The sequence below is a fragment of the Actinokineospora sp. UV203 genome (assembly GCF_056323665.1).
This window is the reverse complement of the sequence record NZ_CM150484.1, coordinates 4,106,122-4,131,571: the sequence shown is the minus strand read 5'-3', so window position 1 is coordinate 4,131,571 and position 25,450 is coordinate 4,106,122. Positions and strand designations below refer to the sequence as shown.

The 25,450-nt window shown below is 68.2% G+C and carries 21 protein-coding genes and 1 tRNA gene; 17 read left to right on the top strand and 5 right to left on the bottom strand.

The window, feature by feature from the left end:
* The first annotated feature begins 32 nt into the window (after positions 1 to 32).
* Positions 33 to 725: a hypothetical protein gene (locus ACUZ2Y_RS19685; RefSeq protein WP_476320978.1), complete on the top strand. Its 693-nt coding sequence runs from the start codon at positions 33 to 35 to the stop codon at positions 723 to 725.
* Positions 726 to 1,658: 933 nt separating this feature from the next.
* Here ACUZ2Y_RS19685 and ACUZ2Y_RS19680 read toward each other — a convergent pair.
* The 4 genes from ACUZ2Y_RS19680 to ACUZ2Y_RS19665 are packed head-to-tail and all read right to left on the bottom strand — an operon-like array spanning position 1,659 to position 9,091.
* The gene (locus ACUZ2Y_RS19680) at positions 1,659 to 2,939 is read right to left on the bottom strand and encodes an alginate O-acetyltransferase AlgX-related protein (RefSeq protein WP_476320976.1); all 1,281 of its coding nucleotides are present in this window, start codon (positions 2,937 to 2,939) and stop codon (positions 1,659 to 1,661) included.
* A gap of 26 nt (positions 2,940 to 2,965) precedes the next feature.
* Complete coding sequence (locus ACUZ2Y_RS19675; protein ID WP_476320974.1) at positions 2,966 to 4,120, bottom strand: hypothetical protein; 1,155 nt, start codon at positions 4,118 to 4,120, stop codon at positions 2,966 to 2,968.
* Positions 4,117 to 7,893, bottom strand: a complete 3,777-nt coding sequence (locus ACUZ2Y_RS19670; RefSeq protein ID WP_476320972.1) for an FkbM family methyltransferase — start codon at positions 7,891 to 7,893, stop codon at positions 4,117 to 4,119. Before ACUZ2Y_RS19670 ends, ACUZ2Y_RS19675 begins: the two co-directional genes overlap by 4 nt.
* Positions 7,886 to 9,091 carry a hypothetical protein gene (locus ACUZ2Y_RS19665; RefSeq protein ID WP_476320970.1) on the bottom strand — a complete coding sequence of 402 codons (1,206 nt, stop codon included), beginning with the start codon at positions 9,089 to 9,091 and terminating at the stop codon, positions 7,886 to 7,888. Before ACUZ2Y_RS19665 ends, ACUZ2Y_RS19670 begins: the two co-directional genes overlap by 8 nt.
* Positions 9,092 to 9,251: 160 nt before the next feature.
* Between ACUZ2Y_RS19665 and msrA the strand changes: the two genes are divergently transcribed.
* The 6 genes from msrA to ACUZ2Y_RS19635 are packed head-to-tail and all read left to right on the top strand — an operon-like array spanning position 9,252 to position 14,408.
* Positions 9,252 to 9,920 (top strand): peptide-methionine (S)-S-oxide reductase MsrA, encoded by a 669-nt coding sequence (gene msrA, locus ACUZ2Y_RS19660; protein ID WP_476320968.1) that lies wholly within the window; start codon positions 9,252 to 9,254, stop codon positions 9,918 to 9,920.
* A 16-nt stretch (positions 9,921 to 9,936) separates the two neighbouring features.
* The gene (locus tag ACUZ2Y_RS19655) at positions 9,937 to 10,389 is read left to right on the top strand and encodes a YybH family protein (protein WP_476320966.1); all 453 of its coding nucleotides are present in this window, start codon (positions 9,937 to 9,939) and stop codon (positions 10,387 to 10,389) included.
* Positions 10,390 to 10,411: 22 nt separating this feature from the next.
* Positions 10,412 to 11,155, top strand: coding sequence for a nucleoside/nucleotide kinase family protein (locus ACUZ2Y_RS19650; RefSeq protein ID WP_476320964.1), 744 nt, complete (start codon positions 10,412 to 10,414; stop codon positions 11,153 to 11,155).
* Positions 11,156 to 11,162: 7 nt separating this feature from the next.
* Positions 11,163 to 12,518 carry a DUF2252 domain-containing protein gene (locus ACUZ2Y_RS19645; RefSeq protein WP_476320962.1) on the top strand — a complete coding sequence of 452 codons (1,356 nt, stop codon included), beginning with the start codon at positions 11,163 to 11,165 and terminating at the stop codon, positions 12,516 to 12,518.
* The gene (locus tag ACUZ2Y_RS19640) at positions 12,511 to 14,064 is read left to right on the top strand and encodes an N-6 DNA methylase family protein (RefSeq protein WP_476320960.1); all 1,554 of its coding nucleotides are present in this window, start codon (positions 12,511 to 12,513) and stop codon (positions 14,062 to 14,064) included. The genes ACUZ2Y_RS19645 and ACUZ2Y_RS19640 overlap by 8 nt, the downstream gene beginning before the upstream one ends.
* A gap of 44 nt (positions 14,065 to 14,108) precedes the next feature.
* The gene (locus tag ACUZ2Y_RS19635; RefSeq protein WP_476320959.1) at positions 14,109 to 14,408 is read left to right on the top strand and encodes a YiaA/YiaB family inner membrane protein; all 300 of its coding nucleotides are present in this window, start codon (positions 14,109 to 14,111) and stop codon (positions 14,406 to 14,408) included.
* A 67-nt stretch (positions 14,409 to 14,475) separates the two neighbouring features.
* Here ACUZ2Y_RS19635 and ACUZ2Y_RS19630 read toward each other — a convergent pair.
* Positions 14,476 to 14,548 (bottom strand) — tRNA-Gly (locus ACUZ2Y_RS19630).
* A gap of 341 nt (positions 14,549 to 14,889) precedes the next feature.
* Between ACUZ2Y_RS19630 and ACUZ2Y_RS19625 the strand changes: the two genes are divergently transcribed.
* The 10 genes from ACUZ2Y_RS19625 (at position 14,890) to ACUZ2Y_RS19580 (ending at position 25,417) form a co-directional block, all read left to right on the top strand.
* Entirely contained in the window at positions 14,890 to 16,452 is a 1,563-nt protein-coding gene (locus tag ACUZ2Y_RS19625) for a sigma-70 family RNA polymerase sigma factor (RefSeq protein ID WP_476320957.1), read from the top strand.
* Positions 16,453 to 16,597: 145 nt separating this feature from the next.
* Positions 16,598 to 17,035: a DUF983 domain-containing protein gene (locus ACUZ2Y_RS19620; RefSeq protein ID WP_476320955.1), complete on the top strand. Its 438-nt coding sequence runs from the start codon at positions 16,598 to 16,600 to the stop codon at positions 17,033 to 17,035.
* Positions 17,036 to 17,066: 31 nt separating this feature from the next.
* A complete protein-coding gene (locus ACUZ2Y_RS19615) occupies positions 17,067 to 17,930 on the top strand; it encodes a DNA-formamidopyrimidine glycosylase family protein (RefSeq protein WP_476320953.1) in 864 nt (287 codons plus the stop codon).
* A gap of 38 nt (positions 17,931 to 17,968) precedes the next feature.
* The gene (locus ACUZ2Y_RS19610; protein WP_476320951.1) at positions 17,969 to 19,270 is read left to right on the top strand and encodes a GAF domain-containing sensor histidine kinase; all 1,302 of its coding nucleotides are present in this window, start codon (positions 17,969 to 17,971) and stop codon (positions 19,268 to 19,270) included.
* 102 nt (positions 19,271 to 19,372) lie between these two features.
* On the top strand, positions 19,373 to 20,236 hold the full coding sequence (locus ACUZ2Y_RS19605; protein ID WP_476320949.1) for a S49 family peptidase: 864 nt from the start codon (positions 19,373 to 19,375) through the stop codon (positions 20,234 to 20,236).
* 92 nt (positions 20,237 to 20,328) lie between these two features.
* Complete coding sequence (locus tag ACUZ2Y_RS19600) at positions 20,329 to 21,153, top strand: LytR/AlgR family response regulator transcription factor (RefSeq protein WP_091383721.1); 825 nt, start codon at positions 20,329 to 20,331, stop codon at positions 21,151 to 21,153.
* Positions 21,150 to 21,557 (top strand): hypothetical protein, encoded by a 408-nt coding sequence (locus ACUZ2Y_RS19595; RefSeq protein WP_476320947.1) that lies wholly within the window; start codon positions 21,150 to 21,152, stop codon positions 21,555 to 21,557. Before ACUZ2Y_RS19600 ends, ACUZ2Y_RS19595 begins: the two co-directional genes overlap by 4 nt.
* Positions 21,558 to 21,587: 30 nt before the next feature.
* Positions 21,588 to 23,378, top strand: a complete 1,791-nt coding sequence (locus ACUZ2Y_RS19590) for a sodium/solute symporter (RefSeq protein WP_476320945.1) — start codon at positions 21,588 to 21,590, stop codon at positions 23,376 to 23,378.
* A gap of 132 nt (positions 23,379 to 23,510) precedes the next feature.
* Positions 23,511 to 23,834 carry a DUF485 domain-containing protein gene (locus ACUZ2Y_RS19585; protein ID WP_476320943.1) on the top strand — a complete coding sequence of 108 codons (324 nt, stop codon included), beginning with the start codon at positions 23,511 to 23,513 and terminating at the stop codon, positions 23,832 to 23,834.
* The gene (locus ACUZ2Y_RS19580; protein ID WP_476320941.1) at positions 23,831 to 25,417 is read left to right on the top strand and encodes a solute symporter family protein; all 1,587 of its coding nucleotides are present in this window, start codon (positions 23,831 to 23,833) and stop codon (positions 25,415 to 25,417) included. Before ACUZ2Y_RS19585 ends, ACUZ2Y_RS19580 begins: the two co-directional genes overlap by 4 nt.
* Positions 25,418 to 25,450: the final 33 nt, after the last annotated feature.

Genomic DNA, 25,450 nt, shown 5'->3' with positions numbered 1-25,450 from the left:
TCAAATTTCGACACGCAAATAGAGGTGTTCCGATGAGCTACGATCTCGCGGTTTGGCATGCTGGGCGGCCAATCTCTGCTGACGATGCTCGGGAGAAGTATGTCGAACTGTGCGGCCAGCCATTCGAGAATCTGGCCCCCGGAACGGAGATGCTGTCGTTCGTGAAGGCTGTGACCGATCAGTTTCGCGCCGCCCGGGGGGTATCAGATGATGATGAACCCTGGGCGGTCGATCCAGATGTGGACCAAGACTATGCGATCATGCCTATTCGCGCGTCGGTGTCTGGCGAAGTTGCCAAGATCATCAAGGACCTCGCGCAGCTTCGAGGGCTGGTTTGCTTTGATCCGCAAAGCTCCGTCGTTCACCAAGTGGCGGAGTCGAACGGTGCAGCCGAGGACTCTACGACGCTCGAACTGTTCAGCGGAGAGATCGTTAGAAATCCCAGCACTGAACTTATCGATAGGGAGATTCGCAGCCTGTCTGTCGATAAGTGGTACATGATTTTGGAGATTGCTCCCCAACGCTATATCCAACTCGGCTATGGCGAAGAAGCCGGCGCGCCAAGGGGGCAATTTGCCATCGAGTATCGAGACGGATCGCCTGAGCGGCATTGGCGAGCTTTGACTGCGAGTGTCAATGATTCCGTAGATGCTTTCCTCGGTTTCTCTCGATATGACATGGAATGGGCGAAGCGGTTGTCGTGGACAAAGGTCGGAGGAGTCTGATTCATTGCCAGGCGTTGCAATTCTGAGTAGCAATGTTGAACGGCAACGGCAACATGAGCGGCTGACCGCTGCGGTGGGTGGGTCGTCGGTGCCCATGCGGAGTGTGGCGATGACTTGGCGGAGTTGTATCCCGAGCCCTGGCAGTCCCAGCGGCTGACCACGAGGGTGGTCGTCGGGTCCAGATCAGGACGGCCGGCGTGGGCGCGGCCTATTAACGCGGTTGTGCGCCGGGGGGCGAGTGAGGATCGCCTCCTTGTCTGGTCGCGATAGTTCCGACGTGATTGCCGAGTGGAGCTACCCAGACGGCGACCCAGCCAGGTCGAACTCTTCCGCGTATTCGAATCGTCGTCGCAGGTGAGTCATTGCTCACGCTGACCATCCCCGCCGCTCATTGCCAAGTTCGTCGCGCGGCCAGACCCCTCGCCGCATTGATAACCGCGCTCTACGAGCTCTGACCGGGTCGGCATGGGAGGTCCTCTCCCTTGCTGCGGTGGCTTGGCCAACGGTGAGATCGCGGGCCGCCTGGTCATCAGCCCAGCGACATCGCGCACCCATTTCAGCCGCGTCATGGCAAACTTGGCGCGCGACCGCGCGTCCTCGCCTACAAGTCCGGCCTCGTCAAACCCCGACGATCAGCGCCGGGTGGGCCGATCGGTAAGCGCGACTACGAGCCGCACCACGAACACGATCGCGACCGTGACCAACGCGAGGATCTGAAACCACATCGTCGCCTCCAAGGGCTTGTGATTACGACCGATGCTCCTCCTTCCACCCACACCCGCGACGAGGCCCGCGTCGACACGCCCACCAGTCACCCATGTGGGTTATGCGGCGATCTGGATGACACATAGGAACTGCATCTAAGCCGCGTTCGATCGATGGCGACTCAAAACCATCCGGACTTGCCCGGCAGTCGCTTCGTGCCGCGCCGGGCTACTTCGGCCGCGCCGCCAACTCGCGGGTGATTCCCTCGACGACGCCGGGCTCCAGCATCACGCTGTTTCCTGACGCGAGCGTTCGTTCGACGATCTCCACGACGACCACCTCGTTCTCCGCGAGCATCTTCCCTGCGGAGCGGCCACCGTCGTCGATCACGCGGCCGTAGTGCAGCAAGGTCAGGTCGCTGAACGTCGCCGCGAGGTAGCGCATCGCGCGAATGGTGAACGAGTCGCCGAGGTAGCCGACCGAATTGCCGATGGTGCCGGGGCCGGAGGCGGTGTTCAACGTCCGAGCGTCAGCGTAGTCGGCCGAGCTGTCCCGGGTCTGGTCGCGCTTGCCATCCGGCAGGAGCGCATAGGTCTTGCCCCGGATTGTCCCGGACTTTCCGATCAACGGCGGAAGGTCGCCGGGCGACTCCCAATCCTTGATCGGAGTGATGACCCAGTCGTCGCTGACACCGGGGCGGATGATCTCGGCTAGCCGCCTGGTCAGCACGATGCCACCTTCATCGGACCAGTGTCCGTCCAGCGGCTGGTACACCGGCTCACCCAGGTCCAGGCCCGCGTCGCGAAGCTCGTCGCGCAGGTCCACGGCTCCCGCCTCGGGTGCGGCCCGCCGCCAGAACTCCTTAGTTGCCTCGGTGGCGCAGTCCTTCCCGATGTAATTCTCTGGGAGGTGTTCCGGGACGACCGTGCTCTTGTCCGGGGCCACGATGAGGACGAACCGCCGCCCGGAAGCCTCGACGCCTTGGCGCAAAGCCTTGAGCTGGGTGATCGTCTCGTCCATAGACCGCTTCGGTGCGCAACGCGCGCCGATGTCGTCGCCGTAGTACAACCACCCGTCGCGTCCTTCGATCGCCTGCGGGACGTGCAACTGCGGGCGGTCCTTCTTCGGCGATGTGGCGCCGATCCCCGCATCCTGTGAACCCCCGCCGAACGACGGCGGTTCACCGAACACGCCCTGGCTTACCTGGTCGGCGACATTAAGTGCGCCCTGCCGGAACACGACGTGGTCGGTCGCCCACTGTGGGAGCCGGGTGAAGAAATTCCAGCCGTCGGCCGGACTCGGGAATTCGGCGATTCGACGGTTCTCGATCGCCGCGGGGCGGAAACCGACGCCTAGGGCCAACATCGGGGTGGTGAAGAAGACAGCGGCACTGAGCAGGGCGAATACCTGATTGGCGCCGTGCCGCGGCCGGTGCAGCGGGTGCTCGCGTGGCAGCCACGCCTCGTGTACCGGTGGCAGGCCGCCGGTACGGGCCTGGTCGGTGGTCACTGTGCCACCTTAACCAATCGTCACGGTCAAGGAGTGACGTTCTGAACCAGCAGACTCGCCCCATACCAACCGGCCGCGAGCGCCCCCATGGGAATCAGGATTGGCATTGCCCGTTTCGGAAGGTTGGCCGCGAGCATGGCGAGCGGAATCAGGATGACGAACGCGGGCAGCAGGAATCTGGCTCGGCTGCTCCAGAACGACGCACTGCCCAGCGCGATGACCAGGACACCGACGCCGTACACGTAGAGGTAGACCGGAAGGCGTTCGGTGAACGACCACAGCAGAAGCACGACCGAGCTGATGACAACGAGGCCGGAGAGCGTCAGGAAGGTGTTCTCGTTGTCCTGGAGCGCGTCCCAAACGACATTCGCGGTGAATTCGCCGCCGTCGAATCCCTGCTTCCACGCGGACTGGATCCAGAACCAGCCATCCGGTCGCCCGGTGTACCAACCGACCAACGCGAGGTAATACCCCATCCCGAGCGGGGCCACCAAGGCCGCGATCCACGGCCGCCACCCGTCCTGCCTCCGCACGATCGCGAGGAGCGCCGCGAACCCGACCGCGGCGATCAGGGCCAACGCGGTCGTCCTGGTCAGGCCGGCGGTGAAGGTCAGCAACCCCGCGAGAATCCAACGCCGTTTCAGGACCGCGACAAGCGCCCACACGGCGAGGGCGCAGAACAGTCCCTCCGAATAGACCATATGCAGGACCAGCGACCCGGGTGCCATCGACCAGAGCACCGCCAGCGCGGTGCCCACCTTGGCGTCGACCAGCAGCCTGCCCAGGAAGAACAGGCCCGCCGCGGCCACGCCACCCGCGACCGCGGTGACGAATAGGCCTGCGACAAGCGCGTCGACGCCGGTGAGGGCCATCACCAGGGTGATCGCGCCAGGGTAGGCCGGGAGGAACGCAAGCGTCGACTCCAGCGGATTGCCCGCCGCGTCCACCGGGATGGTGATCTCGTAGCCCCGGGTGGCGATCCGCATGAACCACTGGCCGTCCCACTTGCCGATCTGCTCGCCCGGGTCGAGTCCGGCAGCGGTCGTCCAGAGCACCAAGACGATCACACCGACGACCTGCACCGCGTAATAGAGCGCGACCGCCGGAAGCGCGGGACGCGCCCGTCGGGCCAGGGACAGGCCGCGCTGCTTCAGGTCGGTTCGGGTAGGCAGCGTGATCATGTGGGTTGGAGCCAGAGACTCAGGAATCCGCCGTCGGCGGCTTGGGCTTTGTTGATGAGTTCGGTGTCCGTGTGTTTGCCTTCTTCGCCGACCGGTGAGGGCCGGTACCCCGCGCTGCGGTACTGCTCCAACACGACCTGGGGGTCGTCGCCCAGCTCTTCGATACCGGCGGGCCAGAACTCGCACACGATGTGTGGCCTCTGGGTCGACAAGACCTGGGCCAGCCCGCGGAGAGCGCGGTGGTCACGCCCCTGGAGGTCGGTCTTGATTAGACTGATTCGGGCGCCCGTCACCGCCTCGTGGTCGTCCAGCCGGACCGCACGAACCTCCACGGACCGGTCGGAGCTCTCATGGTCGGCCGCGCAGACACGGAAATCACCGCTGTTGCCCGCTTCGCCCTGGAACAGCACCAGGGTTCCCTCTTGGTCCCAGGCAGCAGCGTTCACCACGTGCACCCGGGACGCGACCTCCGGCGGCAGGTTCACGGCGACGTTTCGGCTCAACATGGCTGCGTTGAGCGGATTCGCCTCGACCGCGACCACCGAGTCGATGCCCGGACAGGTCCGCAGCAGACGCAGCGTGTGGTAGCCGACGTGGGCGCCGATGTCGAGAACAGTGCCGCCGCCCGCCAGCGAGGTGAGCAGTTCGCCTTCGCGCTTCTCCCACGACCGCTCCGCACGCAACGCGGGAAGGATGATTTTGTCGCGGGGAGCGAGCAGCGTGCCCGCGTCGCAGACGACGACTTCGGCAGACGCCGGAACCGGAGAGTGGCGGAACTCAGCGGCATCCAGCAGGGCCTCGATGTCGCGTGTCGCGACCACCATGGCCGCCTCGGTCGAACGGACGCGGTCGTCGCGGTCGTCCAATCGCTTGGACAACCCCGAGACCTGCTCCGACATGTGATCGCGCAACTCGCCCAACTCGGCGTGTACGGCCGCTGGCGACTCGACCTGGGCGCGGAGCGTGACGTTCTCCGCCTCGACCTTGTCCAGGCGCGTCTCGCACATGGAGGCGATCCGGATGGCTTCGTCGAGCTGTTCCTGCAGGATCTGCAGGTGCGTTGCCGTGGAGGTGTCCGCCTTGATGGGCGCCTTGGCGACGGCGGCCTCGGCGGCGTCGACCCGCTCGGCCAGTCGGGACACCGTGCCATCGATGCCCTCGGCGAGCGTGCTGAGAACCGTTCGCTGGTGGGCGTCGTAGTGGTTGAGGACCCGCAGGACCGCGCGGCGGATCGTCGGCGCGAGCGGCACTCGTGACGCCGTGTTGGCGTCGGCGCGCCAATGCAGCGCATGCATCGCGGTGCGGAGAGGAGACTGGATGTCGTTCGGATCCGGCTTAGGCAGCCGCGGCGCAGGGGCCGCCCGTTTCGTCGCCGTGCTCGGATTTTTCCGACGGGACGACCAGGTCTGGTACGCCTCCTCAAGCTCTGCCCGCATCCAACTGGAGGCAGCCCCCATCGAACGGGTGCGCAAAATGTGTGCGCGCGCGGATTGGCCACGCCGTGCGGCTTCGTCGGGGTCGAACGCGACCTCGCGCATCGCGTTGGCGGCGGCCTGCTCGTCGGGCGCCGCCCAGACGGCTCCCTCGTGATACGGCCGTGCGTCCGGCTGCACGGTTGTCAGGGAGTACGGAATCGGCCAGCCGGTCTTTGCGTCGAGGAACTCCGGGGTGCTGGAGTAGTCCGTCGAGATGACCGGCATCCCGCGCACCATCGCCTCGGCGACGGTGAGCCCGAAACCCTCGCTGCGATGCAGCGAGACGTAGCAGTCGCTGGTGGCGTACAGCTCGTCCATCTCGTCGACGGACAGGTAGCGTTCCATCAGCTCGATGCGGGTGTCCTTGGCCGCCGCCGCGCGCAGTTGTTCGGCTGCACGCGGGTGGCGTTTTCCGTTGGTGGCCTTGATGACCAGCTTCACGTCCGTCCGGCTGGGGAAGGCCAAACGGAACGCGCGAATCAGCCCGAGCGGATTCTTGCGCTGGGCCGTGCTGTTGAAATCGAACAAGAACAGGAACTGGGTGGGGCTGCCTGCGGCGCGGAGTCTGATCGGCCGGGGACCGGGATCGCGCACCGGAACCGGGATAACCTTGACCGGGACTGGGGAGTGCTCCGCGATCGCTTTGCGACAGAACTCGCTGATCGTCCAGACCTCGTCGACCAAGTCGAACGCGTCGTGTTGCCAGGCTGGGAAGTCTTCGAGTTCCCAGGCCCACAAACCGATCCGATACCGGTCGTGGAAGACCTCGGGGTGGCTCTCTTGCACCGTTCGCGTCTGATCGGCGTTCACGCAGATGAGACTGATCGGGAAACGGGCCTGTCCGACGGTGGTCGGTCGATCGAAGTCCGTGCGACACCGCAGTGACCGTTCCTCGACGACAGCGGCCACCGGGACACCGGCGCGCTGGATCGCGTCGTGCACGATCCGACCCATCTCGCCGAGTCCGAGTTCACCGGTCAGATAACCGAGCACGTTCACGCCGAACTCGCCTGCGGCCACCGCGGGTTCGACCGGGTCGGTAGGTACCGCGCGGGGGGTGATCATGTTTTCCTGCACGCCGAAGGTCCGGCACCACTGGCGGAATGCTTCCGCGTCGTCGCCCAGCGGCCGCGGGAAGGCAGCCCGCAGGTCCGGGCGGTGCGCCCAGACCATCATGGTCAACCGGTTCAGGCCCGCGGCCGCCTCGCCCGCCGTGCGCGGGGAACCCAGCCAGACCAGGAACGCCTCACCGTTGTCCGCGCCAAACGGGTGCGGTGGCACAGCTTCCCGCTCAGCCGGGTGGATGTCGGCGTCGACTCGCTCGGCGTCGACCCAGGCGGCGCGGACCATGTGCCGCAGATGCGGGGTGAGCAAAGTCCCGTCCGGTGTGCGGGCGTAGCCGTAGGAGCTCGAGTCGTCGATCCGGGTGTAGCCCTCGGCCACCAGCGTCGACCGGTACTCGTCGCACAGTTTTCGCAGCACCAGATTGGCGGAAAGCAGCAACCGAGGGCGATCCGGAAAATCGGTGGTGAGCAGCCACGGCGATTCCGGGTGGTAATTCTTGAAACTGAAGAATCGGACTGGGAGGCCGTGCGCGGTGACTGTGCCTTCGTCGCCTACGAGCTCGCGCTCATGCGCGTTCCAGTATCCGATGTTGAATCCGGGATCGCGCAAGATCGCGTGGGGAAATAACGCGGGGACCTGGTCGATCCACCGGTGATCGGTGAACAGCTGCTCGGTGGGAGAGATAACCGCGTCCTGCCGCAACCGGGCGGCCCAGAAGTCGAGGAACGCGCCGCTGTCCTGGCCGACCGCGATGAATCCGAGGTTGAAGGCCCCGACCGACATCATCGCCTTCTCGTCGGGGTGTTTCCCATCTCGCGGCAGCGGACTCAGATTCTGCGGAGTCAAGACCAAGCCGTGTGCCTCGGCGAGATCGGCCACCTCGCCGAACGGCGCGAGCGCGCGGATCTCGTGATCCAGGTAGACCCCGACCGAGCTGCCCTCGAGCACGCGCCGGAGCAGAAGCGGTTTCACCGCGGAGAGCATCTCGGCGACGGTGTAGATCGTCGCCATCCGCAGGAAGTCGTCCTCATCAACATCGAGCCAGTCGCGGCCGACGATCTGATACCCCGCGCCCGCGGGCGCCGTTGGCGGTTGGCCGTCGATCACGAGGATGACGAAATCGCCGTCTGGATGGTGCTCGAGATATGACTTCGCCAGCACCCGCGCGGCGGGAAGCCGGTTGCGGCTGACAGCCGTGCACGCGGTGACCCGCTGGAGTGCCCGATCAGACATCAGCGGGCATCTCACGGAGCTGCTGGGCAAGCATCTCGTCGAACTGTGTGACGACCGTGCTGAGCTCCTTGCCCTGGACCTCGAGCCGAATGATCGCGCCGTCGCTCACGTAGTGCCCGCGAATGATAGCCGGGTGCTCTGGTGTCGCGGGGATCTCCGCGATGACGACACCGGCGGGCGGCTGCACCCGCGACGTGAAGCCGTACTTGACCTGCAGCTGGCCAAGCGCGTCGCGGGCCGTCGCGGCGGTCGCGGGCGTGGCCACGATGATCATGACCGCTTCCTTCGCGCCGTCCGGCTGGTTGAACACCACGAACTTGGCCTTGGTGGGGGCGACCGCGGTGTAGGCCGCCAGCTCCTCCTCGGTCAGGAACTTCGCCTTCGGCACGTCGGCGAAGATCTTCACATACTTGTGGTCTTCGACCGATCCGCCGAGGTCGGCGATCGGAAGCCCGTCATCGGGTTCCTTGGTCGTCGTGGGAGCTGCGCTGGTGGACACGGGAGGCGCGTCCGTCGGCACAGTCCGATTGTCGCCTGCGGGTTTGATCGCGAAGAAGTACACACCCGCGCCGATGAGCGCGAGCACGACCACGCCCGCGAGCACCGCCATCCACCGCTTGCTGCCGGGGCTCTCGTCGAAGATCTCGGGGCCCTGACGGGTCCAATCGGCGCTTCCGGTCGCGACGAGGGGCGGAAACTCCGCACCGGCCCATGGCGCTGAGTCCTCTTGTCCCCACGGGGAAGTGGCAGCCTGCGGCGCGTATCCCTGCTGAGGGCCTGCCCAGTTTTGCGGCGGTACCCCGGGCACGACCTGGGTCCGTTCGGAGTCACCAGGCTGCGGACGGTTGGCCTGCCAGCCACCGACGACCTGTGTGCGCTCGCTTTGCTGCTGACCGTAACCCTGTACGACCTGTGTGCGCTCGGCGCCGCCCGCGGTCGAGCCGGGAACGATCTGGGTCTGATCAGCGGAGTCGTTGCCCGCCGGGGGCGGACCCGAGGGGGGTGGCCCTGCTGCCGGATTCACCGGCGCGACGATCTGGGTCTCGGCTGCCCCGGGGTTGCGTTGCACAACCCGGGCGTCGCCGAGGCTCGTCGCGTCCGCGAGTAGTTGGTCGCGCCGTACCCGGTACTCGTCGGCCGCGATCTGACCCATGGCCAGCTCCTCATCGAGCCTGCGGAGATCCTCCTGCCAGGACACGCATTTGCCCCTTCCCTGTGGCTCCGCCCGCTGAGTGGCGACTGACGTACATGTGTGATGTCCCCCGAATGTGGCTATTGTGCACGGTTGGGCCCAGTCCCCGGGGCACCGGGACCGGATTCGTCCATCACATCCGCGCTGACTCCGTACCATCGAGGTCATGGCGCTATTCGGTAGAGACGCGACGAAGATGGTGCAGCCCGAACAGGCCCTTCCTGGGCGGTCGGACCCGATTACGGTGCCCCGACCGCACGCGGTGCTCGATGGCAGGCCGACGGCACCGCCTTTCCTAGAGGGACTGCGCCAAGCGGTATTCGCCATGGGCTGTTTCTGGGGTGTCGAACGGATCTTCTGGCAGATTCCCGGCGTGTACTCGACGGCGGCGGGCTACATCGGCGGTTACACCCCCAACCCGACGTATGAAGAGGTGTGTTCCGGGCGAACCGGGCACACGGAGGCGGTGTTGGTGGTCTACGACCCCGCCGCCGTCAGTTACGACTCGCTGCTGAAGGCGTTCTGGGAGGGTCACGACCCGACGCAAGGGATGCGGCAAGGCAACGATCTTGGCAGCCAGTACCGCTCAGGCGCCTACTACTTCGATGACGCACAGCGATCTGCCATTGTGGCAAGCCTGACCACATATCAGCAGGCCCTGGACCGGGCGAGCCGCGGGCGGATCACCACGGAGGTCGCTCCCGCAGGCCTGTTCTACTACGCGGAGGACTATCACCAGCAGTACCTCCACAAGGTGCCCAACGGCTACTGCGGCATCGGCGGCACGGGTGTGAGCTGCCCGATCGGCACCGGTGTGGAGAGCGCCGAGGGCTAGAGCCGAGGAGGCTCGCATGGCGAACGCGAATGTCGACGACGTGATCCAGGCCTACCGCGAGGCGCTCACCAAGTTCGTCGAAGGCGACCCCGAACCCGTCGCCGGGTTCTTCTCGACGCGAGACGACGTCACGCTCGCGAATCCACTGGGCCCGCCGCGGCGGGGACCGTCCGACGTCCGGGCGGGCATCGTGGAAGCGGCGGCGGCCTTCGCCGAGGGCGGCCCACTCCGGTTCGACGAGGTGTCGTTCCGGGTCGAGGACGTCTCAAGATTCGCCACGCCGGACCTCGCCTACGAACTCCACCTGGAACGCGTCGAGGGCCGCCTGGCCGCGAGTGGTGACCCCGTTGTCATCGCGCTCCGCGTCACGATGGTCTACCGCCGCGAGGACGGCGAGTGGAAGGTGGTCCACCGGCACGCCGACCCGATCACGACGGCCCGGCCGGTCAGCACGACGATCCAGTCGTAGCCACTTTCCGTAACCTGGGCGCATGGGGGAGCAGATCACGCTATCGGTGTCGACCTGGCAGCAGCCCATGCCGTCGCTCGGTTCGTCCGAGCGGCAAGCCGTCGTCGACCAGATCGCCGAGCGAGTGCTGCGACTCGGACCCGGTCGGCTGCGCGTGGGCATCGATGGGTTCACGGCCGCCGGAAAGACGAGTTTCGGACACGAGGTCGCGCGGGCGGTCAGCAGCCGCGGGCGGCCGGTGTTGCGGGCGTGTCTGGATGATTTCAAGAAGCCGTGGCGGGACCGCCATCTCTATGACCGCGAGTCCGGTGAGGGCTACTACCGAAACGCCTTCGACTACCCCACGCTGACCGCCGCCCTGCTGGCGCCGTGCGGCCCCAGCGGTTCGGGTCGGGCCGCGTTGTGTGGGATTGACCCGCTGACCCAGGTCGATCACACCGCCACGCTGGTCGACGTGCCCGCCGACGCCGTGCTGATCGTCGACGGGGTGTTCGCGTTTCGGCCGGAGGTCGACGGCTACTGGGATTTCCGCGTGTGGATCGACGTGTCCGCGGAGACATCCGTCCGGCGCGGTCGAGAGCGGGACAGCGTGGGGTGGGCCGGTTCCGAGGCCGAGGCTGTCCACCGCGACCGCTACCTGCCCGCGATGCGGCTCTATCTGGCCGAAGTGGACCCGCTCAGCCGGGTCGACGTGGTGATCGACAACTCGGAGTTCGACCGGCCTCGGATCTGGGATCGCCCCCCGAACCCGCGCGAGGGCGCATGATGGCGGCATGGGTGAGAGATCGTTGGGCGGTTGGGTGGAGCCTGAGGCGGTGTTCGCCCAGGGGCGGGCGCTGCGGGACGGCAGTCCACATCGGGCACATCGCGAGGTCGTGCTCGCGGACGCGCGGCCGAGCGTCGCCGCGTTTGTCGACGCGAGCAACGCCGGGCGGTTGAGCGAGCTGGTGCCGCTGCGGGTCGGGCGGATGATGGCTTCGCCCTTCGCGTTTTTCCGGGGCAGTGCCGGGCTGATGGCGGGCGACCTCGCCGCCGGGGCACGCAGTGGGTTGTACGCCCAGCTGTGTGGGGACGCGCACGCGGCGAACTTTGGGCTCTACGGGACGTCCGACGGGCAGATCGTCATGGACATCAACGACTTCGACGAGACCCTGCCCGGGCCGTGGGAGTGGGACCTCAAGCGCCTGGCCACCAGTCTGGTGTTGGCCGGGCGGGAGGGCGGGGTGTCGGAGAAGGGGTGCCTGGACGCCGCCGAGGACGTGGTGCGGTCCTACCGGCTCACGATCGATCACCTGGCCGAGCAGCCGTTCCTTGAGTCGTGGACCGCGCTGGGCGACGAGTCCGTGCTGAACCACGTCAAGGCCGAGGAACTGCTCGACGACTTCGCCAAGGCCGCCAAGAAGGCGCGGAAGAACACCAGTGCCAAGGTGGCCGCTCGGTGGACGCAGCGGGGCGCGGACGAGCGGTGGCGGTTCGTCACCGAGCCGCCGGTGATGACCGCCGTGGATGACGAGACCGCAGCCGCGGTGACCGACGCGTTGGAGTCCTATGTGGACACGCTGAGGGAGTCGCGGCGGAATCTGATCATGCGCTACGGAGTGTCCGATGTGGCCTTCCGTGTGGTCGGGACCGGCAGCGTCGGGCTGCGCAACTATCTCGTGCTGCTCCACGGCAACGGCGACGAAGCCCTTGTCCTGCAGGTGAAAGAGGCTCGGCCGTCGGCGTTGGGCGAGCACCTCGGCATCGGTCCGGCCAAGCATGAGGGCAAGCGGATCGTGCACGGCGCGCGGATGGTGCAAGCCGAGTCGGACATGCTGCTGGGCTGGACGTCGGTGGCCGGGCGCGACTACATCGTCCGCCAGTTCCGCAACCGCAAGGGCGAGATCGACGCCACCACCCTCGACGGCGACCATCTCGACGACTACGGCCGCTTCGCCGGCGCCCTGCTCGCCCGGGCGCACACCCGGTCGATCGACCCCCGGCTGCTCGCGGGCTACCTCGGCGGCGGCCTGGACGAGGCGTTCGCCGCCTACGCCGTGGACTACGCCGACCAGACCGAGTCCGACCACGCCGACCTGGTGAAGGCCGTGCGGGCCGGTCTCCTCACGGCGGCGGCCGAGGATGGCTGACCTGCGCAAACGCCACGGCGTGCACTACACGCCGGTCGCGCTCGCCTCCTTCCTCGCCGAACGGGTCGCGCGGCAGACCGGTGAGCGCGCGCTCCGGGTGCTCGACCCGGCCTGCGGAGACGGTGAGCTGCTGGCCGCGTTCGCCAAGCTCATGCCCGACGCCGAACTCGTCGGCTACGACCTCGACCCGGACGCCGTCGACGCCGCCCGGGCCCGGCTGCCCGACGCGGTGATCGAGCCGGGCGACTTCACCGTCGCGGGCGCCGCCCTGCCCGCCGGGTCGTTCGACGTGGTGATCACCAACCCGCCTTACGTCCGCACCCAGGTCCTCGGCGCGGCGGCGGCCGAGCTGTCGGCGCGGTTCGGGCTGCGCGGCCGCATCGACCTCACGCACCCGTTCGTCGCGTCGGTTCCCCGGCTGCTCGCCGACGGCGGCGTGCTCGGGCTGCTCTGCTCGAACCGGTTCCTCACCACCAAGGCGGGCGCCAACGTCCGCGAGCTGCTGACCGGCGAACTCGACGTCCGGGAGGTGTTCGACCTGGGCGACACCCGGCTGTTCGAGGCGGCCGTGCTGCCCGCCGTCGTCGTGGCGGTCAAGGGGCCGCCCGCCGGGGCCGCCTGGTTCGCCAGCGTCTACGAGTCCGGTGTGGAGTCCCCCGACGGCGACTTGTTCACCGCGCTGACCAAGGAAACCGGGTCCCGGCTCAGCGTGGGCGCCCGCTCGTTCCAAGTGGACGTCGGGACACTCGCGCACGGCGGCGGCCACCCGTGGCGGCTGAGCACGCCGGAGCGCGAGCGCAGGCTGACCCGCATCGCCGACCGCACCTGGCACACCCTCGGCGACCTCGCCCGGGTCCGGGTCGGCATCAAGACCACCGCCGACCCCGTCTTCATCCGCGAGGACTGGGCCGACGTCGAGCCCGAGCTGCTGCGCCCGCTGCTGACCCACGAGGACCTCAGCGCGTGGACACCGCCGCGCGCGTCCCGGCGCCGCGTCCTCTATCCCTACCTCGACCAGCCCAGACGCCAGGTGATCCGGCTTGAGGAGTACCCGCGCGCCGCCGCCTACCTGCGGCGCCACCGCGCGCGGCTGCAGGCCCGGCAGTACCTGATCGACGCCGGTCGGGAGTGGTTCGAGATCTGGGTGCCGCAGCGGCCCGCGCTCTGGCGCGAGCCCAAGATCGTGTTCCCGGACATCAGCCCCGAGCCCCGGTTCGCCATCGACCGCACCGGCTCGGTGGTCAACGGGGACTGCTACTGGATCGCCGTGCCCGAACTCGGCGAGGACGTGGCCCACCTGGTGCTCGGCGTCGCCAACTCCGGCTTCGGCACCCGGTTCTACGACGAGGTCTGCGGCAACCGGCTCTACGCGGGCAGGCGCCGCTGGATCACCCAGTACGTCGCGCGGCTGCCGCTGCCGGACCCGGCGACGCCCGCGGCCCGCGAGGTCATCGCGCTCGCCCGGCGGCTGGCCGCCGACGCGGACCGCGCGCTGCTGCCCCGGCTCGAGGCGGCGGTGCGGGCCGCCTTTGGCGAAGTCGAGTAGTACTACCGATGTGCCCCGGGTCACTCTCGCGCGATGTTGTGGGCATGACCGCCGATGCCAAGACCCCGAGCTCCCCGACGACGGCCGCGTTCTTCGCCCAGGCCGCCATCTCGTTCGCGATCGCCCTGGTCGCCCTGACCGTCGGGATCGCTGTGCTCCCCGTGGACCCGTGGGTGCGCGCGTTCCTCGCGGTGGGCGCGCTCTACACCGTGACCGCGGCTTTCACCCTGGCCAAGGTCATCCGGGACCGCCAGGAGGACACCACCGTCGCCCGGCGGGTCGATCGCGCCCGGGTGGAGAAGCTGCTGGCCGAGCACGACCCGTACGCGCCCAACGCCCTCTAAGACAGACCGCACAGAGGCAGACAGCGAAGAGGCCCGCATCCGATGGATGCGGGCCTCTTCGACTACGAGCGGACGACGAGATTCGAACTCGCGACCCTCACCTTGGCAAGGTGATGCGCTACCAGCTGCGCCACGTCCGCGTGGTGCTGAACCACTATATCGGATCGCGGGGGGCTGGGGTCGGGTGGGTCGACCCCAGAGGTGTCCCAGGGGTGTCCCAGGGGTGTCCCAGGGGTGTCACAGAGGTGTCCCAGGGGTGTCACAGAGGTGTCCCTGCGTTTGGACCCATCGATACACCCGTTTGGCCGACGCCGACTGATGGGTTCCCATTAACGTTATTCACGTTTATCGACCGTAAGACAGCGTGATGTGGCATCTTTGAGCACATTGTCACGGCGGCCAGGAGGAGGTACCAGGCCGGATGACCGGGATTCACCGGCCTGCGATTGGCGGGCGTCGCGACCAAGTCGAGGATCTGGACTTGTCACAAGACCACGCCCATGCCGAGGACCAAGCCCTCCTGCAGCGCCTGCGGGCCGGTGAGGACGCCGCGTTCGGGGAGCTGTTCTCCCGCCACTGCGACGCCGTCCGCAGGCTCGCGCTCGGCCTCGCCGCCGACCGCGCCGAAGCCGAGGACCTCACCGCCGAAGCCTTCTTCCGGGTCCTTCAAGCGATCCGCCGCGGGTCCGGTCCGACCGACAATGTGCGCGGCTACCTGCTGATCGTCGCCCGCCGGGTCGCCTGGGAGTGGAACGGCCGCAGGCGTGACGTGCCGATCTCCGACGAAGAGCTCAACCACCGCGTCGGCGCCGACCCGGACCGGACGAACCAGTCCACCGAGCGCAACCTGATCACCCGCGCGTTCACCAGCCTCCCCGAGCGCTGGCGCAGCGTGCTGTGGGAGGTCGAGGTCGAAGGCGCCCGCCCCGCTGTCGTCGCCGTCAACTTCGGCCTGAGCCCCAACGCCACCGCCGCCCTCGCCCGCCGCGCCCGCCAGGGTCTGCGCGCGGCGTACCTGCAGGCCCACCTGGCGATCGACCGCGGCTCGACGGGCTGCCGGTCGGTCCTGGAGAAGCTCGGCGCGTACACCGCCGGGACGGTCAAGGGCGTCGAGCGGCGCAAGGTCCGCGCCCACCTGACCACCTGCCCGTCCTGCGCGGCGATGTTCGCCGAGCTCCAGGATGTCTGCTCCGGCCTGCGCGCCCACGCCGCCGTCCTCGCCGCCCCGGTCGCCGGGGTCGCGCTGTGGCAGCAGATGGGCACTGTGGCTTCCACGGCTTCCTCCGCCGCCGGGTGGACCGTCAAGGGTCTGCTCGCCAACGCCAAGGTGCAGGTCGCCCTGGCCGCGTCCTCGGCCGCCGCGGTCGGCGCCTTCGGCTTCGTCATGGTCGCCATGGGCGGCTCGACAACCAGCGACTCCGCGTTCGACGACTTCGACGGCCGCCTGCTGCCCGACGTCGTGATCACCGACACGCGCGGCACCACGGCGCCGCCGAAGCCCGCTCAGCCCACCAAGGACTCGACCAAGGCCGCGACGCACGAGCCGGGCACGCCCAAGCCCGCGGCGGTCCAAAAGCAGCAGCCAAGCGACTCGGGCGTGACCGGCACGCAGAACCCGGACGTGCCCGCGGTGCTGCGGACCGACGAGCCCGAAGCCGTCGTCGACCAGGGCATCGCGCCGAAGATGGCCACGGAGCCCTACGACGAGACCCAGCCGGTCATCTACGAGCGGTCGACCTTCGAGCGCAAGTGGGCGGTCTACGACCAGTACGACGTCGTCAACGAGACCAGCACGACGACGCGGGTCAACGCCGCCGAGCAGACGACCGTGGTGACCAAGTCGACGGAGTACACCGTCTACCGCACGCCGACGGCCACGGGCGACTCCCGCGCGGCGATCATGACCTCACCGCCGCCCCCGGTCGACGAGACCGCGCCGGAGGAGACCAAGTCCTCCGAGTCCTCAGAGGAACCGGTCTCGACGACGCCCGAGCCGTCGTCGACGACGGCCGACCCCAAGCCGTCGATGATCACCGCCAGTTGATCATCGCTCGGCCCGGTGGGACAATCGGCCAGGTGATTCCTCGCGGGATCGATTCACCCGTTGAGTCCACTGCTGACGCGGTAACGTGTCTCTCGGTGTAGTGACTGAATGTGGTGGCCCGGTTACCAACGCCGAGAGGCAGGACATGACGCGCCAGGTTCGCGACGTGAACGGCAGGCTGTGGACGGTGCACGGCACGCTGGAATGGCGTACCCCGGCAACTGAGGACGACTTCGAGCACGATGTCGCCGCGGGGTACGTGCCGGGGATCGTGATGATCGTCTTAATCGCCATCCTGGGGGTCGTGCTGATCTCCTGGATGCCCGGCGATGTGATCGTGCCTGGTTGGGTGATCTTGCTGCTCCTCCTTCTCGCCCTGTTCTTTCCCGTCCGCTGGGCGTTGCGCAGGCCGTGGAAGCTCGTCGCCGAGACCGGTGACGACGGCGACGGCGAACCGGTGGAGAAGTGGATCGGGACGGTCCGCGGCTACTTCACCGCCCGCGGCGAGATCGCCAAGGTGGCCAAGAGCATCACCCAGGACACCCAGCCCAGCTACGAGGGCGTCCTCAAGCCTCAGGCATGACAGGACCGCGGTTACCGGCAAGACTGGTGCCGTGCCGGAACTTCCCGAGGTCGAGGCCCTAGCCCACCATCTGCGTGCGAACGCGGTCGGCCGCACGGTCGCCCGCGTCGACGTGGCGTCGCTGAGCGTGCTCAAGACCGTGAGCCCGTCGTGGACAGCGCTGCACGGACGCGAGGTCACGGCGGCGGCCCGCCACGGCAAGTACCTCGATCTCGACTGCGCCGGCCTGCACCTGGTCACCCACCTCGCCCGCGCGGGATGGCTGCGCTGGGCGGACACGATGTCGGCCGCGCCGCCGCGCCCCGGCAAGGGTCCGCTGGCGCTGCGGGTGCACCTCGGACCGCCGGGACAGGGGCCCGGGTTCGACCTCACCGAGGCGGGCACGAAGAAGGGCCTCGCGGTGTGGATCGTCGAGGACCCAGCGTCGATCGAGCAGATCTCGACCCTCGGGCCGGACGCCCTGGCGCTGACCCGCGACGAGTTCGCCGACCTGCTGTCCGATCGCGGTGAGCGGCTGAAGACAGTGCTGACCAGCCAGCGGGTGATCGCCGGCATCGGCAACGCCTACTCCGACGAGATCATGCACGTGGCCAAGCTGTCGCCGTTCGCCACGCCCGCCCGGCTCGACGACGACTCGGTCGACACGCTGTACACGGCGATGCGGTCGGTGCTCACCGACGCCGTCGACCGTTCGGTCGGCCAGGACGCCGCCCGGCTCAAGGGCGAGAAGCGCTTCGGCCTGCGGGTTCACGCCCGGACCGGCCTGCCGTGCCCGGTGTGCGGGGACACCGTGCGGGAGGTCTCGTTCGCCGACAAGTCGTTCCAGTACTGCGCGACGTGCCAGACGGGCGGCAAGCCGCTCGCTGATCGCAGGATGTCCCGGCTGCTCAAGTAGCCTTGCCACACCTTCGGTGGAACAGGGAGCATGATCCGGTGGCCCAGCTGCTGACCGAGCGCGCGTTCGTCGGTGTGCTCGCGACGCTTCTCGTGCTCGGCCTGTTCGTGGTCCTGTGTCGACCCCGCAAATCCGGCTCCGTGCACGACGCCGTCCTGGACGCGGTCCAGCGGCTGTCGAAGGCGGCGCCCGAGCTGCGCAACGGCCTCACCGAACAGGCCGCCGACGAGGCGACCAAACACCTGCTCGAGATGCTCAAGTGCGTCGCCATCGGCATCTCCGACGCCGAGGGCAGGCTGCTGTCCTGGGACGGCGCCGCCAACGAGCACTACATGGACCTCGCCGAGCCGACGGTCGAGGCGGTGCGGCGCAGCCAGCGCGCCCACATCCAGCACGAGAACCTGCAGTGCCGCCACCGCGGCAGCTGCCCCATGCGCACCGCGGTGATCGTGCCGCTGATCATCGACGGCCAGGTCGAGGGCGCGCTGATCGTCGTCGGGGGCGTCGACAGCAAGCGCTTGATCCGCGCGGCCGACGAGGTCGCCACCTTCCTGTGCATCCAGCTGGAACTGGCCAAGCTCGACGAGTCGAAGCAGCAGCTGGCCCGAGCCGAGATCCGGGCCCTGCGCGCGCAGATCTCGCCGCACTTCATCTACAACACGCTCAACACCATCTCGTCGCTGATCCGCACCGACCCCGAGCACGCCCGTGAGCTGCTGCAGGACTTCGCCGACTTCACGCGGTACTCGTTCCGCTCATCCGGGCTGTTCGCGACGCTGGCCGACGAGCTGAGCAACATCGACCGGTACCTGACCATCGAGTGCGCGCGGTACAAGGAACGGCTCAACGTGCGGCTGCGGATCGCGCCCGAGGTGCAGTCGGTGGTGGTGCCTTTCCTGGTGCTGCAACCGCTGGTGGAGAACGCGGTGCGGCACGGGATCGCGAAGAAGCCTGGGGGCGGGACCGTCAGCGTGTTCGCGCACGACAACGGGTCGGAGGCGTTGATCGTCATCGAGGATGACGGTGTGGGGATGGACGCGGATCGGCTGTTCGAGGATCTCCGGGACGCGCACAAGACCGGGTCGCATGTGGGTGTCGGGAACATCAATCAGCGGATGCGGCAGGTTTTCGGGGACGAGTACGCGCTGATGGTGGAGACGGCGCCGAACGCGGGGATGAAGATCACTTTGCGGGTGCCGAAGTACTTCCCTGGGGTGCGGCCGGATCTGCCGGACTTCAGCGAGGACTCCGAGGAGATGGATGGGCCTTCGGGGCCGCCACAGCCGCCGCCTTTGCTGGTTCCGCATCCGGCTGTTCAGGCGCCTCCGCCCGGGGGCTGACCGGATGTGGGACGAGGGTGCAGGGGGAAGTGCGGGGTTGAGGGGGCTGATCGGGGGCGGTCGTCAAGCCGGTCTCAGGGTGGCGAACGTATCTTGGGGCCTATGAGTGTGACCGACAGGCTGGCAGCGAAACTTCCGCGCATCGGTGATCGGGGGGATCGGTCCCCGGTCGTGTCCGTGATCAAGCTGCACGGCGTCATCACCCCCACGCCCTCTCCGCTGGCTCGCGGCACCATCAACATCAACACCGTCGAGTCCGCGCTGACCAGGGCGTTCGGTCACGACCGGCTCTCCGCTGTCGCGCTGGCGATCAACTCTCCTGGTGGCGCGCCCACCCAGTCCGCGTTGGTGGCCGAGCGGATTCGGGAGCTCGCGGACAAGAAGGGCGTCCCGGTCCTCGCCTTCTGCGAGGACGTGGCCGCGTCCGGCGGGTACTGGCTGGCCTGCGCGGGCGACGAGATCTTCGCCCACCGCTCGTCGCTGGTGGGGTCGATCGGGGTGGTCTCGGCGGGGTTCGGGCTGTCCGGGCTCCTGGAGCGCTTCGGGGTGGAGCGGCGGGTGCACACCGCGGGGACGCGCAAGGTGCGGCTCGATCCGTTCCAGCCGGAGAACCCGGAGGACGTGGTCTGGCTCAAGAGCCTGCAGTCGCAGCTGCACGACCAGTTCGTGGGCTGGGTCAAAGAACGGCGCGGGGACAAGCTGACCGGGGCCGAGGAAGACCTCTTCTCCGGTGAGGTGTGGACCGGGGGCAAGGCGCTGGAGCTTGGGCTGGTCGACGGGGTCGGCTCGCTGCGGGGTGTCATCGCGGAGCGGTTCCCGGACGCGGAGATCTCCGTGGCCGAGCCGAAGCGGCCGCTGCTGGCCCGGCTGGGGATGGCGGGGTCGGCCATGTCAACGTCCGATCGGGTGCTCGCCGCTATGGAGGCGATGGAAACGCGGGCGATTTGGTCACGCTTCGGGTTGTAAATGCCGGCTGAATCGACGCTCGGTCACCTAAATTCACCCGGTGGGCTGGCCTGTGGATTGACCATGGACAGGCACCCGACGTGGTCGGCAAGATGCTGCTCACAGTGAGTACTACAAACAACACCTCAGGGCTCGTCGTCCTGGCCGTCGACGACGAGCAGGACGGCATGGCCATGCTCGAGGAGCGCCTCGAGGGCAACCGGCACGTGCGGCGCATCCTCAAGGCGTTCGACGCCACCGAGGCGCTGCAGGTGCTCGCGGGCGACGACACGGAGCTGGCCGCGCGCAAGGAAGCCGGGATGCCGGTGGTCGACGCTGTGTTCGCCGACCTCGACATGCCCGGCCTCACCGGCATGGAGCTGGCCAAGCTCCTCGCCGGGTTCAAGCCCGCGCCCGTCCTCGTCTTCGTCACCGCGCACAGCCATGAGGCCGTCGCCGCGTTCGAGCTGGGCGCGGTCGACTACCTGCTCAAGCCCGCCGAGCAGCCGCGGATGAACAAGGCCATGGAGCGGGTGCTGGCCAAGATCCACCAGAACAGCGCCAACGGCTCCTCGGCCGCGGTCCCCGAGACCCGCGACGACGAGGTGATCCCCGTCGAACTCGCGGGCACCACGAAGCTGGTGTCCCGGGCCACCGTGCGCTGGGTCGAGGCGCAGGGCGACTACGCCCGGCTCTACACCTCCGACGGCTCCCACCTGGTGCGCATCCCGTTGGCGCAGCTGGAGGAACGCTGGGAGAAGGCGGGCTTCGTCCGCATCCACCGTTCCTACTTAGTCCCGCTCGCGCTGATCACCGAGCTGCGGATGGGCGGGTCCGGCTACTCGGTCGTGATCGGCCACGAGGAGAAGATCCTCCCGGTCAGCCGCCGCCACACCCGTGAACTCAAGGACCGCCTCGTGCGGGGCGCCGGGCCGTGAGCAAGCACGCGGCCACCGGTCCCTCGGACGGCGAACTGCCGACTCCCCGGCCCCGCCGCAAGCGGGTCGTCCTCGCGGATTCGCGCGCCCCGGTAACGGTTCTGCGCACGGTTACCGAACTCGAAGAGCAGACCAGCTGGGCTGAGGAAGTCGTCCGCGGCTTCATCCGCACCCAGTTCCGCACCGCCGTCGCGCTCGCCCTTCTCGTGTTGTTGCTGTTCGGCAGCCTGCCGCTGCTGTTCTTCCTCATCCCCACGATGTCGCAGGTGACCGTCGCGGGCGTCGCCCTGCCGTGGGTGCTGCTCGGAATCGCACCCTTCCCAGTGCTGTTCGGCATCGGGTATTGGTACAACGTGCTAGCCGAACGGCACGAGCGCGACTTCGTCGACATGGTCGAGAAGTAGCGCTCCCGGACACGACAGAGACCGGTCGACTTGGAACTGAACGCCTGGGCGATGGCCGGGATCCTGCTCGTCGGTCTCGCCACGTTCTCCATCGGCTTCCGCAGTTCCCGCCTGGCCAACACCACCCAGGACTTCCTCGTCGCCCGCCGCACCGTGCGGTCCCGGCGCAACGCCGCGGCGATCTCCGGTGAGTACCTGTCCGCGGCGTCCTTTCTCGGGATCGCGGGCCTGGTGCTCAAGGACGGCGCGGACGCTCTCTGGTACCCGATCGGCTTCACCGCGGGCTACCTGCTGCTGATGCTGTTCGTCGCCGCGCCGCTGCGCCGGTCCGGGGCGTACACACTGCCCGACTTCTGCGAGGCCCGGCTCGGGTCGACCGGGATGCGCAAGCTCGCCGCCGTCTTCGTGATCTTCATCGGCATCCTGTACCTGGTCCCGCAGCTGCAGGGCGCCGGACTGACGGTCCATCAGATCCTGCCCGACGCCCCGGTGTGGGTCGGCGCCGCGGTGGTCTCGGGCGTCGTGTTCGTGAACGTCTTCGGCGGCGGCATGCGCGCGATCACCGTGGTGCAGGCGTTCCAGTACTGGCTCAAACTCTTCGCGATCGCCGCCCCGACCTTCGTGATGGTGGCGCTGTTCTTCGGCGACGGTGGCGTGCGCGGCGCCGGGGTGACGGGGCTGAGCGACCCGATGCCGCCGCGGTTTCCGACCGATGTGGTGATCACCGTCGAGACACCCGTGGTCCTCACCGTCACCGATCCGGTGACGCTCACCGCGACCGGCGGCCGGGTCGACGGCGCCCGCGGCGGGCGGGTCTACTGGGGCGCCGGGCAGCACACCGTCAGCGAGGGCACGGAGCTTCGCTTCACCGCCGGGTCGCCGGTTCCGGTGGTGCGGGGAGCGCCGTCGGACAACGAGTCCTGGCTGCGGCCGGTGTCCGGGTCGGGCGACCTGTTCAGCACGTACTCGCTGATCGTGGCCCTGTTCCTGGGGACGATGGGGCTGCCGCACGTCCTGGTGCGCTTCTACACGAACCCCGACGGCCGCGCCGCGCGCCGCACGACGCTGCACGTGCTCATGCTGCTCGGGCTGTTCTACCTGTTCCCGATCATGCTGGGCGCGCTGTCGCGGCTGTACGTGCCGGAGCTGCTGGTCACGGGCAGGACGGACGCCGCGGTGCTCGCGCTGCCGATGAAGATCGCGCCCGGCCTGCTCGGGCAGATCCTGGGCGCGGTCACGTCGGCGGGCGCCTTCGCGGCTTTCCTGTCGACGTCGTCCGGGCTGGTGGTGAGCGTCGCCGGGGTGCTGTCGACCGACGTGTTCAGCGGTCGGGTGCGTGACTTCCGGGTCGCGACCGCGATCGCCGGTCTGGCTCCGCTCGCGCTGGCGATCCTGCTTCGTCCCTCGGACATCACGCTGTCGGTCGGGTTGTCGTTCGCGCTGGCCGCGTCCACGTTCTGCCCGGTGCTGCTGCTCGGCATCTGGTGGCGCAAGATCACGTGGGTCGGCGCCGCGGCCGGGATGCTCCTCGGGGGCGGTCTGGTGCTCGCCGCGCTCGTCACCAACATCATCAGTGGGTACACCGGCGGCTGGGCCCCGGCGTTCTTCCAGCAACCCGCATTGGTGACGGTGCCCGCGGCGTTCCTCGCGGTGCTGATCATGAGCAAGGCGACGCAGAGCCAGTTGCCGCTCGACGCCAACCGAATCCGGATGCGGATGCACGCCCCGGACCGGCTCGGATTCATCCGCGACCGCGACATCGCCCGGTTCGGGGCCGCCGAGGACCGCGCCCGGCTGGCCAATGGCCGACACCGCCGCTAAATCACTCTAAACCCGTTTGGGTGGTGGGAATTTCACCCTTTCGAGTCATAACCTGGTTCGACGGGTGTCGCACGTGTGCTGCCGTGGGACTGTGTGCCCGCTACGGAGTCGATCACGTGCGGAGGGTCACCGGTGACCAGTTCAGAAGACACCGACTGGATACAGGTCCAGGAGAGTCCAGAGTTCGTCGAACTCAAGCGGCGACTCCGCCGTTTCGTCTTCCCGATGACCCTCGCGTTCCTCGGCTGGTACCTGCTCTACGTGGTCCTGGCGGACTACGCGCACGGGTTCATGGCGACCAAGGTCGTCGGCAACATCAACGTCGGACTGCTGTTCGGGCTGCTCCAGTTCGTCTCCACCTTCCTGATCACCTTCCTCTACGTGCGGCACGCCGACCGGAATCTCGACCCGCTCGCCGAGGAGCTCCGCGAGCGCCTGGAAGGTGACCGCCGATGAACTCCAACGCGCTGCTCAACGGCGGGATCTTCGCCGCGTTCGTCGCCGTCACGCTCGTGGTGGTGTTCCGCGCGAGCAGGAACACCCGCACCGCGTCGGACTACTACGCCGCGGGCCGCGCCTTCACCGGCCCGCAGAACGGCATCGCCATCTCCGGCGACTACCTCTCCGCCGCGTCGTTCCTCGGCATCGCCGGGGCGATCGCGGTCTACGGCTACGACGGCTTCCTCTACTCGATCGGGTTCCTCGTCGCCTGGCTGGTGGCGCTGCTGCTGGTCGCCGAACTCCTGCGCAACACCGGCAAGTACACGATGGGCGACGTCCTGAGCTACCGGATGCGCCAGCGCCCGGTGCGCGCGGCGGCGGCGACCTCGACGCTGGCGGTCTCGTTCTTCTACCTGCTCGCGCAGATGGCGGGCGCGGGCGGTCTGGTGGCCCTGCTGCTCGGCATCGAGAGCAAGGTGGGCCAGGCGGTCGTCATCGTGATCGTGGGCGCGCTGATGATCCTCTACGTGCTCATCGGCGGCATGAAAGGCACCACCTGGGTGCAGATCATCAAAGCCGTCCTGCTGATCTCGGGCGCGGCCGTGATGACGGTGTGGGTGCTCGCCAAGTACGGGATGAACCTGTCAACCTTGCTCGGCGCGGCTGTGGACAACAGTCCCGCCGCGGGGGAGAAGGTGCTTGGCCCTGGGCTGCAGTACGGCGCGACCGGGATCAGCAAGCTCGACTTCCTGTCGCTGGCGATCGCGCTCGTCCTCGGCACCGCGGGCCTGCCGCACATCCTGATGCGCTTCTACACCGTGCCGTCGGCCAAGGAAGCCCGCCGTTCGGTGGTCTGGGCGATCGTCCTGATCGGCATCTTCTACCTGTTCACCCTGGTCCTCGGCTACGGCGCCGCCGCGCTCGTCGGCCCGGAGGCGATCAAGAACGCGCCCGGCAAGGTCAACTCCGCGGCGCCGCTGCTCGCCGAGGCGCTCGGCGGACCGCTCCTGCTCGGCTTCATCGCCGCCGTCGCGTTCGCCACGATCCTGGCCGTCGTCGCCGGGCTGACGATCACCGCGTCGGCGTCGTTCGCGCACGACATCTACGCAAACGTCATCAAGCGCGGCGCGGCCGACGACAAGGACCAGGAGGTGCGGGTCGCGCGGATCACCGCCGTGGTCATCGGCGCGGTCGCCATCGTCGGCGGCATCGTCGCCAACGGGCAGAACATCGCGTTCCTGGTGGCACTCGCCTTCGCGGTCGCCGCGTCGGCGAACCTGCCCACGATCCTGTATTCGCTGTTCTGGAAGCGATTCAACACCTCGGGCGCGCTGTGGAGCATCTACGGCGGGCTCGGCGTCTGCGTGACGCTGATCGTGTTCTCGCCCGCCGTCTCGGGCAAGGCGGGCGCGATGTTCCCGAACGCCGACTTCGACTTCTTCCCGCTGGCCAACCCCGGCCTGGTGTCGATCCCGGTGTCGTTCTTCCTCGGCTGGCTGGGCACGGTCCTGTCGCCGGAGCGCGACGCGGCCAAGTTCGCCCAGATGGAGGTTCGGGCGCTGACCGGAATCGACTCGGAGAAAGCGACCGAGCACTGACCGAGCCTTCACGACCGTTCTACGGGTCGGCGT